The sequence below is a fragment of the Streptococcus sp. oral taxon 058 str. F0407 genome, from assembly GCF_000235485.1.
Taxonomy (GTDB): Bacteria; Bacillota; Bacilli; order Lactobacillales; family Streptococcaceae; genus Streptococcus.
Genome location: NZ_JH378888.1, coordinates 154,563 through 171,455, shown reverse-complemented (window position 1 = coordinate 171,455; position 16,893 = coordinate 154,563). Strand labels below are relative to the sequence as shown.

Here is a 16,893-nt window from a genome sequence, read left to right as displayed (position 1 = left end):
TCTAAGCTAATCTTCACTATTTTTGATGAACAATTCTCTATTTTACTCAAATAATTGATAGTAGTCTGAAATTTTCATTTTTGATTTTTCTTCTTTGTTCAAATCTTGAATGATACGCCCTTCCTTCATGACAATCAGACGATTTCCATACTTGAGGGCATCTTCCATATGGTGGGTAATCATGAGGGCTGTCAGATAGTCTTTGCTGACAAATTCATCTGTTAACTCCATAAGTGCAACACTGGTCTTTGGGTCGAGAGCTGCTGTGTGTTCATCCAACAAGAGCAACTCTGGGCGCTTCAAGGTTGCCATCAAAAGACTTAGAGCTTGTCGTTGACCACCTGATAGAAACTCTATAGGGGTGTCCAGATGTTTTTCAAGGCCATTTCCCACTTTTTCAATGGTAGCCTGAAACTCTTCTCTATGGCTTGATAGCCTTCTAGGAAGGAGCCCTCTCTTCTCACCACGAAACTTGGCAATCAAGAGATTTTCCGCTACCGTCATACGGGGAGCCGTACCCATCTTGGGATCCTGAAAGACACGGGACAAGTACTTAGCCCTCTTTTCAGGTGAAAAATGCGTCACGTCCTCGCCCATGATGCGGATACTTCCGCTTGTTAAAGGTAAGGTACCTGCAATAGTGTTAAAAAGAGTTGACTTCCCAGCTCCATTTCCACCTAGGATGGTAATGAAATCATGTTCAAAAATTTCAAGAGAAACATCATTAAGGATGATTTTTTCCTCGTCAAAGCCATTCGTGATGACTTTGGTAGCATTTTTTAATTCTACAATTGCTGTCATTTGCTAAACTTGACTCCTTTCAGGTATTTGCTTTTGAAGGTTGGAATCATAAGGCAAACTGCTAAAATTAAGGCGCTGTACAAACGAAGATAACTTGTATTAAATCCAAGAGCAATCACTCCCCAAACGAGGAACTGATAAGCGATAGAGCCTACAACGATGGTCATGAGTCGCTCTGCCAAGGTCAAACTCTGGAACAAAACCTCACCAATAATCAAGCTAGCAAGCCCTACGACAATCACTCCGATTCCTCGGGAAACATCCGCGTATCCTTCTTGTTGAGCAATTAAGGCTCCTGCAAGCGCGATAATCCCATTTGAGAGAACCAAACCCATGAGTTCCATACGACCAACATGAATTCCAAAACTACGAGCCATGTCAGGATTATCACCTGTAGCGATGTAGGCCTGACCTAATTTGGTATCTAGGAAAAAGAGCATGAGTCCAATAACAAGGGCAACAAAGATAAATCCAGTCAAGAGTTGATTGAGGTCCGAATCAAAAGGCAAGACATCCTGAATTTGCTTAGTGCCAAGAAGCCCCAGATTGGCACGTTCCATAATCATGAGCATGATGGAATGGCAGGAAGTCATGACCAAAATCCCTGATAAGAGAGTTGGAATTTTACCTTTGGTGTATAAGAGACCCGTTGCCATACCAGCTAGGCAGCCTGCCCCTACTGCAGCCAAGGTCGCTAAAAATGGATTAACCCCTTGTGTTATCAAGGTAACAGCTACTGCTCCTCCTAGAGGAAAAGAGCCCTCAGTAGTCATATCTGGGAAATTCAAAATTCGGAAGGTCATAAAGATTCCCAAACCTAAAATCGCCCACACCATTCCCTGAGAAATAATGGATACTATCATAATCTTTCACTCACTTCTTTCTTTAGTAAAAATGGGAGGAGATGTCCCCAACTCCTCCTTTATCTTTATTCAATCACTTGTCCTGCTTCTTTTAGAACAGACTCAGGGATTGTGATGCCAAGTTCTTGCGCTAGTTTTCTGTTAATCACTGACTTACCAGTTGAGAAGACATTAACTGGAGTATCAGCTGGTTTTTCACCTTTCAAAACTTTAGCAATCATCTTACCAGTAGCCACTCCAAGATCGTGTTGGTCAACTACTACAGATGCTAATCCACCTGCTTCTACCATGGCAGTGGCACTTGGGTAGATTGGTTTTTTAGCTGTTTGGTTGCTTGATACAACTGTTGGGAAGGCTGATGCGATGGTGTTGTCAATTGGAACCCAGATTGCGTCAACCTTGCTAGTCATAACATTGACTGTTGAGGCAATTTCATTTGTTGATGGAACGGAAAAGGTTTCGACTGTCAAACCTGCTTTTTCAGCATAAGCCTTGAATTCTTCAACTTGTGATTTTGAGTTATCTTCACTGCTTGAGTAGAGAGCGCCGATTGTTTTGACATTTGGTGTCAAAGTTTTAATCAATTCCACTTGTTGTTCAGCTGGGTTGTGGTCTGACACCCCTGTGATGTTGCCACCTGGTTTTTTCAAATCTTTGACCAAGTTAGCACCGATTGGGTCTGTAATAGCAGCCATGATAACTGGTAGGTCTTTTGTAGCACTTGCTAGTCCTTGAGCTGCTGGTGTTGCAATCCCAACAACAACATCGTTTCCATTTGCTACCAATTGTTTACTCATGGTTGCAACCTTGCTCTGATCACCTTCAGAGTTCATAAAGTCGATTTTTACTTGGTCGTCCTTATAGCCTTCTTCAGCTAGTCCATCTTGAATTCCTTGGTAAATCAAGTCTAAAGAGGGGTGGCTAACAAACTGAAGGACACCAACCTTAGCAACTTTTTGCTCCACCTTAGCTGCTGGCTTGTTCATAGATGAATAGATCAAACTAGCTACTACCAATACTGCTAATCCAGCGATAATTCCAATTAAACGTTTATTTTTCATATTTTTTCTCCTTTTAAATCACTTGTATAATGCTCTTTTAAACAAAACAAGCGACGCCATCGTTTAAATTCCATAAGTTTCCTCCAACAAAAAAGTCCTCACACAAAAAACTTGTGTGAGGACGTCGATGCGCGGTGCCACCTCAATTATAGGGAATATCCCTATCGCTCTTTCTCGCAATCACGAGTTGCACTGTAAGGTGTGCTCACCGAATTTTTATGATTTCAAATTCTTAAGTACATTCAGCCCAATTTTCATCACTTTCATTTATCTGTTTCCACCAACCACAGACTCTCTAAAAAATGAGTATGATTACTTTCTGAATGTTTAAATTATATCATTTTTCAATTACTTGTCAAGACTATTTTTAGAATTTTTTAAACTATTCAAAAACTTCCCCTTGAAAAAAGAGGAAGCTTGTAGAATATCAGCCTGAATTACGCAAACCTGTTGCAATTCCGTTGATAGTTGTATGGATTAGTCTTTCTTCGTCTGCTGACAATTCGCCGCGACGTTGACGTTTGATCAACTCCAACTGGATATAGTTAAGGATATTAAAGTAAGGCATACGATAGTTTAGACTGTCTTTTAGGTAAGAGTTTTCAGCCAAGAGTTCGTCATAGCCTTCGATAGCTAGAATAACGTTCTTGGTCAATTGCCATTCATCTAAAATAGTGTAGTAGATAGCCTGCACTTCTTCATCTTCACAGAGCTTGGCATATTCAAAGGCAATGTTCATGTTAGACTTAGATAAGACCATGTCTACATTGGAAAGCAAAGATTGGAAGAAAGGCCAGTTTTGGTACATGTCACGGAGGATCTCAATATTATCAGGATTCTGATCAATAAACTCTTTGAAGCTGGATCCCACTCCGTACCAACCAGGGAACATGACACGGCTTTGTGACCATGAGAAGACCCAAGGGATGGCACGCAAACCGCCAATTTCAGTGATGGTCTTACGAGCTGCTGGACGCGAACCGATGTTGAAGCTTGAAATAGCTTTGATTGGGCTTGACTCGAAGAAATAGTCATAGAAATGTTCATTTCCAAAGACCAAATCACGGTAGATATCGTAGCTACGGTCTACTACTTGATCCATGATAGCTTCGTAACGATTTGACGTATTGGTATCACTCTTCTTCTTGGTAATCATACGGTTAATGGCTGCAGAAACCAACATTTCAAGGTTATAATAAGCAGCGTCTTTGTTACCGTATTTGTTTCCAATCACTTCTCCCTGCTCAGTCAGACGGATGCGGTCTTTGATAGACTTGAGTGGTTGAGATGTGATAGCTTCATAAGTTGGTCCACCACCACGACCCACAGTACCACCACGACCATGGAAGAAAGTGACCTTAACGCCAAATTCATCACCAATAGCAGTCAGTTGCTGTTGAGCTTTATATAGAGTCCAACATGATGACAGGTAACCACCGTCCTTGTTACTATCAGAGTAGCCAAGCATGATTTCCTGATAGTTATCTTTTGAAGCAATCCATTTTTTAGCCAAAGGAAGAGAGAAATATCTTCTCATGGTTTCTTCTGAGTGATCCAAGTCCTCGATCGTTTCAAAGAGAGGAACAATCTGAACGCGGGCTTTTTGGTCATCCACCAAGCCGACTTCCTTAAGCATAATGGCTAGTTCTAGCATATCAGACACGCTGGTTGCATGAGAGATGATGGTTTGACGGATGACGTTTTCACCTAATTTATCCTTCAACTTGCGAGCGGCTTTAAAGATAGATAGTTCTTTCTCAAGTAGTTCTGACTTTTCAGCATGAGTTGCTGAGAGGATACGAGGATCTTCTTCTAACTCTTTTAATAGGAGGGCGCATTTTTCGTCTTCAGAAAGGTCACTATAATGGTCGTTGATACCTGCGGATGCTAACAATTCTGCGACACAAGCTTCGTGGACACTAGAATCTTGGCGCATGTCGATAGAGGCAAGATAGAAGCCAAAGATTTCAACCGCCTGCATCAACTCGACAAATTCTCCTGAAATCAGGTACTCACCTTTGTTCTCTAATAGAGAATCTCGGATGGCTAACAAGTCTTGGTAGAATTCATCTGCAGTGGCATATCTTGGATGAACATCCTTGTCTTCGATAAGATAGGTCTTGGTTGCCTGCATCTTAGCTTGGATGTCAAAGAGGGCACGACGATAGAGTTCTTTTTCACGATAAATGGAATTATCTTGAGACTTGAGCGCCATCTCACGAACCTTGTCACTAACATTCACAATACTGGTTGAAAGTGAGAATTCACGATAGAGGTTATAAATCTTCTCATCATAGTAGTTCATGATGACTTCACACTGAGTCAAGGCTGATTTGTTGAGGGTTTCCGCAGTTACGAAAGGATTTCCATCACGGTCTCCTCCGATCCACATCCCCATAGTAATCGGTTTTGGATGTTGGAGCTCGATACCTTGTTCTTTAGCTAATTTTTTATACTCAGCCGTCAAACGTGGAACAGCATTCAAGAAAGAACTCTGATAGTACTCCATCACGTTGGTGATTTCGTTGGTTACCTTCAATTTCTTCTCGCGAATCATATCCGTTTGCATGATAATTTCAATGTAACGACGGAGATCTGTGTGCCATTTTTCTTTGTTGATCAAGCCTAGTTTGACATCACGGTACTTCCGTAAGAGTGTATGGATATGATTGGTTAAATCCAGCATACTCTTGCGTTGTACTTGTGTTGGATGGGCCGTCAAAACTGGAACTACATTCAGCTGCTCCAAAATTGCAGCCGCGTTTTCTTTTTCAGCCACCATCTTAATGGTTGTTGACAGTTTTCCTAGGTAGTCTTGGTCCACATTATTTTGGTGATTGATCTCATAAGCCAAATCCACATCTTCAGAGATATTGATCAAGAGTGGAAGGATTGAGAAATAGCGAGAAATATAGATCATTTCCTCGTTTGAAAGGCTGGTCACCAATTTATTGAGTCCTTGATAGTTTTCGCTTGTAGACAAATCCTTCAACTGCATGATTTTATCAAAAGTCTCAGGCGCCAGCATATTTTTAGTGATATCTTCTAATAGCTCAGTCAGAATCAAGACTTCTTCTTGGACGACTGCTTTATTACTATAGTTTTCTAATTTTTGAAGTGACATAAACTTTCCTTTCCATACAATCCTTACAGAGTAGCAGAAGGTTGACTTTCATATTCTCTGATAAGTTTGGCACGTTTTTCGCTGGCATCGATATTTAGTACAAAGGCAATGGCTACAGATAAGACCAGAAGACTATTCCCTCCTTGTGAAAGGAAGGGGAAGGTTACCCCTGTAGAAGGAATCAACCCTGAAATTCCACCGATATTGACAAAGACCTGAACCAGAATCATCCCCCCGACACCGATGGCAACCATAGAGTTAAAGGGGTCCTTAGCTCGAATACCAACCAGGATGATTCGCAAAATCAAAAAGAAGAGTAAAGCCAAAATCATACCCGCTCCTACAAATCCAAACTCCTCGATGACGATTGAAAAGACGAAATCCGTATGTGCTTCTGGCAAATAACCACGTTTCTCAATGGAATTTCCTAATCCAAGTCCAAACCAGCCACCATTTACCATTGCATAGTAGGAATTTGCGAGCTGGTGTCCTGCACCCGCCAAGTCAGTAAAGGGATTAAAGAAGGCGCTGAAACGTTTAGCAACGTAACCAAATACCGGAATTTGAGAAAACTTTTCAACCCCGACAAAGCGAATGACAGACAAGACTAAAATAGAACTTCCTGCTAAGAGAGCTAGAATAGTCGAGAACCAACGATAGGCAATTCCGCTGACTGTGTACATAAGCAGCGACACCAAGACCAGAATGGTCGCATTTCCCAAGTCAGGGAAAATTCCCAAACTACCAATCAAAACCAGTAAAACGAAACGCCAGTCGTTAAAAGCTCGAGGTAACCACTGATTCTGAGTCAAGACTTGGAAGTCGTAAACAGCTATCTCATCTTGCTGTTTTGAGAATCGATGGGCTAGGTACCAAATAATGATAATCTTAAGGTACTCCGCAGGCTGAATCGTTACAGGTCCTACAGAAATCCAACCGTAGGCACCATTGACTGGTGTTCCAATTAGCCGAGCCAAAGCTAGGAGAATCATCTCTACAAACATAACGATAAAAATCAAGCGTTCATTTCTTAAAAAACCAAGTTTCAGTTTATAAATTAAGGCAATCAAAACCAAACTAACTACCCAAAACATTCCTTGGTTCCGAGCTAACTGAAGAGCGCTTTTCCCTTCTTGGATCAAGGTAGCACTCGTCGTTGAGTAAACAACAATTAGACCCAAAATCGATAAAAGGAGGTAAGGAATCAAAATGGAATAGTTCAATAGGTGCCTTTTACTAATTTTCATATGTCACCACTCTAATAGAAACAGAGAAAACTGTTCCTAATTCCGTTTTATTTTCTAGTTTTGATTGCTATTATACCATTTTTTCAGAAAGAAAAAAACTCTTATCCTCCAATCCTTCGAATTTTGCTCTTTGGCCGAAACTGATCACAAAAAATACAAACTTCAAGACAAAGTTTGTATTTTCTTTTTTATTCTGCTGATGAGCTACTGCTTGAGTTTGAGTCTGCACCACCAACGTATTGGGCAAAGATATTTTGGAAAACAGGATCTTTCACTTTAATATTTGCAGCTTGGAATTCTTTCCCGATAACGCTCTGAACGAAAGATGAATCGTTTTGTTTCTGCGTCAAAATGACTGTTTTTAATTTTTCTTTGTAATCATCTAGGTTTGATGATTTTTCTGTTTTCTTGGTTAGCTTAATAATGTAGTATTGGGTACTGTAGGCTTGTGTTCCAGTCGCTGTGATGACATCAGAGACACCATTCACATCCAAGGCAAAGGCCGCCTTCTTGACTTGTTCTGGAAGTTCTGTTGAAGCAGAGTCAAAAGTAATTTCTCCACCATTTTCTTTTGTCTTGTCATCGTTTGAGTTGTCTTTTGCCAACTGGGCAAAATCAGCTCCTGCTGCTTTTGCTTTTTCAAGCACTTCTTTTGCCTTGTCTTCATTATCCATACGGATGATCTGAGCTGTTACATCTGGTGTATAAGACTCAAAAGCTTTTTGGTAAGCTTCGTCAGTCAATTCGTTTTCTGCGGCTTTTTTAACTGCCAATTCGACCAACTTACTTGTGCGAATTTGAGCTTTACGAGTCTCAGGAGTCATACCCGCACGTTGAAGTACGCTGTTGTAGCTATCGCCGTATTTCTTTTGTTCCTCAGCAACGGCATCATCCACCTCTTTGTTAGTCACTTCTGAACCATATTGTTTTTCAAATACTTTTTGGATGGTCATATTAAGCAAGACTTGTTGCGCAGTTGGATTGTTTTTGACTTGTTCATAAAATTGGTGTTCAGTGACGACATCACCCTTCATGCTGATGAGGTCAGCCCCTTCAGAACTTTTTGAACAAGCAGCCAAAGTCGCTACAGATAATAAGGTAATGGCTCCTGCCAATAGTTTTTTCTTCATGTTTACTCCTTTTATGGTAAGTTACCTTCTCTATTTTACTAAATTGTCTTAAATTTTTCTAAAAATCATTCACTCTCAGAAAGTTGGACATCTGCTACATTCTTTCGTAGCATGAGAATGCCGTCCCCAAGCGGAACTAAAGTCGCCGTTAAATCTGGATTATCCAAAGTTGCTTTGAAAAGTCTTTGTAATCCCTTATAGATTGTGCGTTGACCCCGACGGACTTCCATGATATCCTTGGCAACATCGCCTCCTTGGAAAATATCATCCAAAACTACTACTCCACCGACATCCAAGTGTTTAAGGATTTCTGGTAGAAAGACGATGTACTTGGACTTGGCCGAATCCATAAAGACAAAGTCATAAGTTTCAGTCAAGGTTGACAAGACATCTACAGCATCTCCTTCCAAAAGAGTGATTTGTTTGCGCCTGTCAAACTGGGCAAAATTTTCCTTAGCAAAACCAATCATCTCAGGATTACGGTCGATCGTTGTAATCTTGGCATTTGGCGCATGTTCCGCCATCAGGAGGGCAGAAAAGCCAATTGCCGTTCCAATCTCCAAAATGTTCTTGGGCTGCATGGTTTCCATGAGAAAACGGAAATAAGCAACCGTTTCATGAGGAATGATGGGAATATTTTCCTTGCGAGCGAAGGTCTCCAATTCTTTCAAGGAACCTGTCACCTGCTTTTGACGCTGGCGCATGAACTCTACGATTTCTTCCTTGACGACAGGACGACGCATATTGTGATTGGCATTTTTACTATAAGACTCTACCATCTTAAGCCAATCCCAATTTTTCAACAAGGGCTTCAAACTCATTCAAACGGCGTTCAAAGACTGCAAAGGCGTCGTTGAGATAGTCTTCCTTCTCCATATCCACTCCTGCTTTTCTCATGACATTAAGCGGATAGTCAGACTTACCAGCCTTGAGGTAGTTGATATAACGATCACGGTCTTCCTGACTACCATGGACAATCTTTTCAGCCAAGGCTGAAGCAGCTGCAAAACCAGTCGAATATTGGTATACATAGTAGTTATAGTAGAAGTGTGGAATGCGAGCCCACTCATATTGGATTTGAGGATTGTCTTCCTTGCTGAGTCCATAGTACTCTTGGTTCAAGTCAGCGTAGAGTTTATTAAGGAAATCACTTATCAAGACTTCTCCATTTTGGTCTGCTTGGTGAATGGCATGTTCGAACTCAGCAAATTGAGTTTGACGGAAGACCGTTCCACGGAAACCGTCCAAGAAGTTATTAAGGATAGCAAAGCGAGTTGCATCGTCTTCTACTTCTTCCAATAATTTCTCCGTCAAGATATTTTCATTGGTCGTTGAGGCAATCTCAGCCAAGAAGATAGAGTAATCTCCGTAAACATAAGGTTGAGTTTCACGTGTATAGCTAGAGTGCATACTGTGACCAGTCTCGTGTACTAGGGTAAAGAGATTGTCTAGATTGTCCTGCCAATTAAGAAGCATAAAGGCATTTGTATCGTAAGAACCACCAGAGTAGGCACCAGAACGCTTGCCTTGGTTTTCATAGACATCAATCCAACGCTCGCTAAAGGCACGTTTGACACGGCTCAAGTAGTCATCACCCAAGACTGCCAAGGCCTCTTCTGCTTTTTTCAAGGCTGCTTCGTAGGTAAAGCTATAATCTACTGACGAGAGCGGTGTGTAGACATCGTACATCTTGAGATCTGAAATCCCCAAGATTTTAGAGCGAAGTTCAAGGTAACGATGCAAGAGTGGCAAATGCTTGCGAACTGCTGCTACTAGATTGTCATAGACACTCTCTGGAACAAAGTTGGCTGCAAGGGCTGCATGGCGAGCACTCTTATAGTTGCGAACTTTTGCTCGGTAGTTTTGCACCTTAACATTTGTCTGCAAAGTCTTCGCATAAGTATGTTGGAATTGCTCATAAGTCGCATAGAGGGCTTCATAGGCGCCACGACGGACTTCTCGGTTTTTAGACTCCATCAAGCGAATATAAGTACCGTGTGAGAGCTGCACTTCCTTGCCTTCATCATCCAAGACGTATGGGAAGCTAATATCCGCATTATCCAAAATAGCAAAGGTTTCACTAGCAGCGCCAAAGATTTCTCCTGCTCCAGCAAGCAATTCTTCCTCACGTTGTGAAAGAACATGATCTTTCTTTTGCAAGAGCTTGTCAAAAAAGTGTTTGTAAACTTGGAGTTTTGGTTGAGCTTCTAGGAAGTCCGCATACTGCTCTTCACTAATCTCCATAAACTCAGGTTCATAGAATGAAAAGGCTTGTTCTAACTGACTGTACAGGGTCATTGCCTTAGCATAGTACTCTTGATACTTGGCTTCACGCGTGTCCTGATCATTTTTCATATGCGCATAGACATAAAGCTTTTCAACTTGGCGTTCCAAGTCAAGTGAGAATTCTGTAATCTCAAGCAAACTGTCTGCACTATCCAAGAGATGCCCCTCATACCGAGATGCTGTTTGTACTTTTTCAGTTAAATCTTTCAAGGCTTCTTCCCAAGCCTGGTCTGTTGGGTAGATTGTCGAAAGATCCCATGTATCTTTTTCATTTATTTCATGTCGTTGTAATACCATAAGATTCCTCCATCCTTTCTATTTTACCACATTTTTTGAGAAATATAAGCGATAAAAGGCTGGCGGATAGAGCTTTTGGCGATTATTTTTCGGTTTTTTTTGATAGTAAGCCTGAAAATTTCTATAATAGCTAGTCAAATCCATTTCAATCTGCAAAAAATCACCTGATTCTATCGGTCTGACCTGAGGATACCAGTCGTCCAGTTGACGGTTTAATAGATTGTCTCCTTGTTGATAAGCCTCCTCCTGTTTTTTCATCCAGTAAGGCGTTTGGTAGTACAACTGTTGGCGAATGTAGTGACAGATAGTGGAATCTTGGGCAACTGTAAAACTAGCTAGTTTTTGTTTTTGATAAGGAAATCGTAGAATTTTCAAAAGGTTTCCTTGACCAAAGGGAAATTCCTTTACCCGAAAGTGAAGCTTGCCTCGTAGGTCCTGATGCAAAAGATATTTCAGTCTCAAAACTTGCTTTTTGAGATCTAGTTCCCAAGCATAGAATCCCATATTCTGACTAAAATAGAGGAATCCCCTTTGCAGTTGTGTCAGTCTCTCTTTTAACCAGAGTTTTTCTCCCAATAGCCAGATAACTTGGTATCCCTGACTACGGTAGCCTTGACTTCTATCGTATAAAAGCTTTTGAGACAAGGGACTGCACTGAACCTCCAGAGCTAATTTCTCATTGACGAGAACATCCGCAATCTGCTGAATCTCGGGCAGACTATATTCTAAGGCGACTTGATTGTCCTTCTTGGCCCAGTGATAGAGGGCCTCTTTGTTGCCCAAGTGTTCTGGACTTTCATTTTCAAAAATGGCAATACAATCTCTTAACCTTTCATGGGCAAAGTGCGTTCGAATCCTCTGTCCTTGGCGTAATCGTAGTCCACCACCACAGGCTGGACAAGTATAAGCTTGCTTGGTAACATCTTTTTCGAGGGCATTCACCAAAATCCCCTTGGCATCTCTGGCTACAAACATGGTCTACCTCCTTTTCTCATTTATTCGAAAAAGAAGAAAAAAAGACCGGAATTCCAGTCTTTCATATTGCTTTTCTACCTTTTAAACCTCTTAGAGTATTTTTTTAGCATGGGAATGAGATTGGGTATCTGCTCGCTTTTAATGACGAGGACACCGTATTCCTGACAACGATTGGCATAAACGGGATTGATTTTTCCCGTGCAAACAATCAACTTGAGACAGCTCTCCCCAGCAAAATGATTGGCATAGACTTCTAGCTCATTGATAGCTTCAACTGATAAATCTGTCATCTTGCAGGAGATAAAGGTAATCGAGCGCCCCTTTCTCAGAATAACATCAATCTCATTTTGAACATTATCCGCCTCTGGAAAGATGCCATTCCAATCAATTTCACCACCTATCATACATTCATCAAACAGGTGAGATTCGAGCGCCAAGAGGTAGAGATATACCTCTAAAATGTGCCCCTTGTTGCGACAAAAAACTTGGGCTTCTTGATTTGGAAAGCTGTAGCTTATTCGCTCCTTGTCCTCGCTTTCAATACGAAGCATCCCCGCTTCCACTAGTAAGGGGGTGATGGATTCTGGATAGAGGTAATACTTGCCGTTGTTTTCCAGTATCTTTTCGGTTTCAGCATGAAGATCATTGGTCTTAGCTAGAGAGAAAAATTGGGTTACTTGGTACCAGTGGGCGGGATTGGAAATAGCCGAGCTGGCTAGTTTTTTAACGGCCGCAATTTGCTCAACTGAGTGGATGGGGCGTTTTGATTTGAGCATTTTTCCACCACGCAAGGCTATCAACTGTTGGATGCTTAGGGTTGGAATGTCCAAATCTTCTTTTTCCAACTGGCCAGCTGCCCACTTGTATTGTTTGCCCCGCTCGACATCCATGGCAACGATGGGAAGGTGGCGATCCAAGCCGTATTGATAGAGGGATAAGGCCAGTAGTGAATCTCCACCAAAAACATCGAGAAGGACTTGATCATAGCCCGCTAGGCAATAATCTAACTGGTTCGCTAGTTGTTCTAAAGACAGCTGACGAAAGGTCACTCGTTGGATATGGGGAACTTCATCCGTGATAAAGTGGCGCAGTGAAAGTTTATCGTTATTGCTTATTTTCGTCAAAGAAAGGAAGAGAATCTCGTCACAATCACTGATAAAGGCTTGGTAGACATTCTTTTCCAATACATGCCGATCATACAATTCCACCAAAAGACTCGCCATTGGACCACCTCCATCATCTACACTTTCTTGCGCCGAGAGCAATACAGCTCTACTGCTCACATTTCCTACTTCTAGTATAGCATAAAATTAAGCTTGTCCCAATCCGCCGCCACAAATAAAAACGAATAGAAACCTTGCAAAGTGGTTTCTATTCGCTTGTAAAGATTTGATTTACTTGACTTTTTTGGCTAGCATGGTTGCAAATCGGAGTTGAATGCGATTGCCATTTTCATCACGGCGGTGCAGATGTCCTGGATTTTCATTGTACTTGACCAACTCCCAATCCTTGTAATAGTCAGCTAATTCCCCTTCTTTAAAGGTGAATGGGAAATTAACCGAGCAAGGATAATCCTCCGTGTCCATAGCACAGACGATGAGGTTGTAGCCCCCAACACTAGTTTGCTCCTGCATATTTTGGATGATAGCTGGAATACGGTCCGCTTGAAGAAACATGAGAACAACTGTCGATACGATAAAATCATAGACTTGACTAATGCTGGCTGAATTGATATTATAAAGCCCAACAGGCATGTCTAGATCCTCTTGCTCTACGATGCTTTGCAAGATTTCCAGAGATAGTTCATTTTGATCCACAGCTGTAACATCAAAACCTTGTTGTGCTAAGAAGAGAGCGTTACGGCCTTGACCACAACCCAAGTCCAAGGCTCTTCCAGGTTTTACCGTCTGCAGGGCCTCTAGGACCTCTGAATGGACTGGATTGGTCTGGTACTTCTTAGAAAAGTAATCCTCAGGCCTACAATAAAACTCCAAATACCATTCTACATCATCTGTGGCTGCCTCTACTCGATGCCAGGCTTGCGGCTGCGCCATGGGATTGTCGGTCCCTGCTTGGAAAAGGTGTTCAGCTAGAACTTGACCTTCTTCCGTCAACTCAATAAACTTGAGTGCTCCTTTTACAACTGTAATCTTGCCCCAAGTACCCACTTTGGTATTGTGCTTCTGCTGGACAATTTCTGGCATGGTCTGTTTATTCCACAAGGGCATGCGTTTATAGGCGATTAATTTTTCCATTTTCTTTTCCTCTTTTTATCGCTGGTTAACAGCTTTCACAACACGCGCGATGTCGCGATTTTGTTCACGTCGTTTGATGGATTCGCGTTTATCATAGTCATGTTTCCCTTTGGCAAGTCCTAAAAGAAGCTTAGCATAGCCATCTTTGAGATAGACTTTGAGGGGAACTAGAGTCATTCCTGTTCCTTTAGTCTCTTGTTCTAATTTTTGAATTTGCTTCTTATGGAGCAGGAGTTTGCGACGGCGTTCTGGTTCCTGATTCCAGATATTGCCCTCTTCGTAAGGAGCGATATGAACATTGCTTAGCCAAACTTCCCCATTTTTTACTTGGGCAAAGCCGTCCTTGAGATTGATTCTAGCCGCTCGTACACTCTTGATTTCCGTTCCTGTCAGGACTATTCCTGCCTCTAGTGTATCTACGATTGTATAGTCGTGGTGCGCTTTTTTATTTTGTGCGACGACCTTTCCCTCGCCCTTTGCCATGCTTAGCTCCTTTCTTAGCTACTTCTTTGTAAAATGGTTTCTTACCCTTTTTCTTTTTGTCTTTAGAAGACGATTTGCGTTTATCATTAAAACGACCTTGTTTCTTCTTGTCTTCCTTCTTACCCGAACGACGACTTGAACTACGCCCTCTTTCTTTGCGGCCAGCCTGTTTCAAGCCCTTTTCAATGACATCAAACTCACTTGGGATATAAGAGAAATCAATCTCACCTGTCATCTTATCCGCTCTTTCAACGCGAATGCGAATCTGTTGCCCTACACGGAAGGTTGTTCCTGATTTCTCTCCACGAAGAGTCAAATCACGCTCGTTGAAATGATAAAATTCAGGTAGATTGGTGATGTGAATCAAGCCTTCAACTGTGTTCGGCAATTCGACAAAAAGACCAAATTTGACGATGCTGGATACAACCGCATCGTACTCTTCGCCCACGAATTCTTCCATGTACTCAGCCTTTTTCATGGCTTCGACTTCACGCTCAGCCTCGATGGCACGACGCTCACGATTGGAAGACTGGGTCGCAATCTCTGGAATCACTTGCTCAAAATGCTCTGCTATTTCCTTGGAACGCCCATAGTCGCGAATCATCCGGTGAACCAAGAGGTCTGGATAACGGCGAATCGGACTGGTGAAGTGAGTATAATAGTCCGCAGCAAGTCCATAGTGGCCGTGATTGTGCTCCGAATAGCGAGCCTGTTGCATCGAACGGAGAAGCATCATGGATAATACATCCGCATAAGGCTCTCCCTCAACAGCACGCATGATGTCTTGGAGGGCTTCCTGACTCATCTCACTGGCCGTCCCATAAATGCGAATGCCAAAACTGGAAGCATAATCAATAAACTTCTGAACTTTTTCAGCCTTGGGCTCCTCGTGAATCCGATAGATAAAAGGTAGATCCAGCTTGCTGAAGTGCTCGGCAACTGTTTCGTTGGCAATCAACATGAAGGACTCAATCATCCGCTCAGCAACACCGCGTTGACGAAGGACAATGTCCACAGGCTTGCCTTTTTTATCCACCAAAATCTTAGCTTCGCTGGTATCAAAATTAAGGGCACCACGTTTCTCACGCATGCTTTCTAGAGTTTCATGGAGCTTGGCCATTAACTCGATACTAGGAACAATTTTCTTAAACTCTTGTCTCTTCTCCTCGTCACCAGCTAGGATATCATTAACAGCGCTATAGGTCATACGAAAACTAGTCTTGATAACCGTCTGTGTGATGGTGTAATTGACTACACGACCATGTTTATCAATTTCCATAATGGCAGACTGGGTCAGGCGGTCAACTTGAGGATTGAGAGAGCAGATGCCATTTGACAAACGCTCTGGAAGCATTGGAACCACTCGATCTGTTACATAGACTGAAGTCGCGCGGTTAAGGGCTTCCTTGTCAAGGGCAGAACCCTCGGTCACATAGTAGGAAACATCCGCGATGTGAACTCCGAGCTCGATATTGCCATTTTTCAAAGGCTTGATGTGAACTGCGTCGTCCAAGTCCTTGGCATCCGCGCCGTCAATGGTAAAGGTAAGCTCACCTCTCAAATCAAGACGCCCTTCCATATCCTTTTCTGAGGGAGCATCAGGCACACTTTCCGCCTCCTTGAGAACAGCCTCTGGAAATTCTGAAACAATATCCATGGACTCCAAGACTTCAAGAACATCAATCCCAGCATCTGTCGAGTGCCCCACCACGTCCAGCACACTAGCGACAAAGAAATCGTGTTTCTTACTTGGGTATTTGTCGATAAAGACCTTGAGAACCTCTGTCCCTTCCAACTTGATAGCTGGTTTCTTCACATAAATAGATTGACTGATTTTTTGATTTTTTGAACGGATGTAGCCAGCATACTTGGGCTTTTCCTGATCCAGAACGATTTGACCGACAACTGTTGTCAGGCTGTGTTCTAGGATATCGATAATTTTGGCTTCGGCTGCTGTTCCTTTATTACGGTCTGCAACTTTCTTGATGACCACCTCAACAGTATCACCATCAATGGCATAGTTGACATCGTTTTTTCCAACAAAAAGATCGTCCTCTTCACCTTCCAGACTGACAAAGCCGAAGCCATTTTTATGGGCATGAAAAATCCCTTTGAGGGTAATTTCATGTTTCTTCTTCTGGTCCAAGGTGAGACTTCCATCTTCTCCAAATCGAATCTGGTGCTTTCTTTCCATCAGAGACAGGGTTTTAATCAACTCACGGAAATCCTTGGATCCATCCTTTCCGAGAGCCTGAGCTAAGTCATTTACCGTCACTCGCCCCTTCTCTTGCAAATATTCTTTTATTCTATCTTTCATATTTTCTTTCTAGATTTTTTAATTTTCTTTTACTGTAAGACCTTCTCAAACATC

General features: G+C 42.1%; 13 protein-coding genes and 1 other annotated feature. All 13 genes read right to left on the bottom strand.

The genetic code is table 11. The features are described from left to right. Positions 1-42: 42 nt before the first annotated feature. Complete coding sequence (locus HMPREF9184_RS05330; protein ID WP_000125422.1) at positions 43-801, bottom strand: ABC transporter ATP-binding protein; 759 nt, start codon at positions 799-801, stop codon at positions 43-45. Then, positions 798-1,664 (bottom strand): ABC transporter permease, encoded by an 867-nt coding sequence (locus HMPREF9184_RS05325; protein WP_000637247.1) that lies wholly within the window; start codon positions 1,662-1,664, stop codon positions 798-800. The genes HMPREF9184_RS05330 and HMPREF9184_RS05325 overlap by 4 nt, the downstream gene beginning before the upstream one ends. A gap of 65 nt (positions 1,665-1,729) precedes the next feature. After that, positions 1,730-2,725 carry a tryptophan ABC transporter substrate-binding protein gene (gene trpX, locus HMPREF9184_RS05320; protein WP_000792175.1) on the bottom strand — a complete coding sequence of 332 codons (996 nt, stop codon included), beginning with the start codon at positions 2,723-2,725 and terminating at the stop codon, positions 1,730-1,732. Between the two features lie 114 nt (positions 2,726-2,839). Continuing rightward, positions 2,840-3,056: a binding site (T-box leader), on the bottom strand. 96 nt (positions 3,057-3,152) lie between these two features. After that, complete coding sequence (gene ppc, locus HMPREF9184_RS05315) at positions 3,153-5,849, bottom strand: phosphoenolpyruvate carboxylase (RefSeq protein WP_000058158.1); 2,697 nt, start codon at positions 5,847-5,849, stop codon at positions 3,153-3,155. Between the two features lie 23 nt (positions 5,850-5,872). Next, on the bottom strand, positions 5,873-7,096 hold the full coding sequence (gene ftsW / locus HMPREF9184_RS05310; RefSeq protein WP_000703364.1) for a cell division peptidoglycan polymerase FtsW: 1,224 nt from the start codon (positions 7,094-7,096) through the stop codon (positions 5,873-5,875). A 188-nt stretch (positions 7,097-7,284) separates the two neighbouring features. Next, complete coding sequence (prsA, locus tag HMPREF9184_RS05305) at positions 7,285-8,226, bottom strand: peptidylprolyl isomerase PrsA (protein ID WP_000727958.1); 942 nt, start codon at positions 8,224-8,226, stop codon at positions 7,285-7,287. 65 nt (positions 8,227-8,291) lie between these two features. Further along, positions 8,292-9,005 carry an O-methyltransferase gene (locus tag HMPREF9184_RS05300; protein WP_083822910.1) on the bottom strand — a complete coding sequence of 238 codons (714 nt, stop codon included), beginning with the start codon at positions 9,003-9,005 and terminating at the stop codon, positions 8,292-8,294. A gap of 1 nt (position 9,006) precedes the next feature. Beyond that, positions 9,007-10,809, bottom strand: a complete 1,803-nt coding sequence (pepF, locus tag HMPREF9184_RS05295; protein ID WP_000244105.1) for an oligoendopeptidase F — start codon at positions 10,807-10,809, stop codon at positions 9,007-9,009. 18 nt (positions 10,810-10,827) lie between these two features. Then, a complete protein-coding gene (locus HMPREF9184_RS05290) occupies positions 10,828-11,784 on the bottom strand; it encodes a competence protein CoiA (RefSeq protein WP_000495870.1) in 957 nt (318 codons plus the stop codon). A 74-nt stretch (positions 11,785-11,858) separates the two neighbouring features. Continuing rightward, on the bottom strand, positions 11,859-13,007 hold the full coding sequence (locus HMPREF9184_RS05285; protein ID WP_000157675.1) for a DUF1887 family protein: 1,149 nt from the start codon (positions 13,005-13,007) through the stop codon (positions 11,859-11,861). Positions 13,008-13,178: 171 nt separating this feature from the next. Then, positions 13,179-14,039 (bottom strand): SAM-dependent methyltransferase TehB, encoded by an 861-nt coding sequence (gene tehB, locus HMPREF9184_RS05280; protein WP_000413072.1) that lies wholly within the window; start codon positions 14,037-14,039, stop codon positions 13,179-13,181. A gap of 15 nt (positions 14,040-14,054) precedes the next feature. Next, a complete protein-coding gene (gene smpB / locus HMPREF9184_RS05275) occupies positions 14,055-14,522 on the bottom strand; it encodes an SsrA-binding protein SmpB (protein ID WP_001051739.1) in 468 nt (155 codons plus the stop codon). Beyond that, the gene (gene rnr / locus HMPREF9184_RS05270) at positions 14,485-16,839 is read right to left on the bottom strand and encodes a ribonuclease R (RefSeq protein WP_000654929.1); all 2,355 of its coding nucleotides are present in this window, start codon (positions 16,837-16,839) and stop codon (positions 14,485-14,487) included. Before rnr ends, smpB begins: the two co-directional genes overlap by 38 nt. Positions 16,840-16,893: the final 54 nt, after the last annotated feature.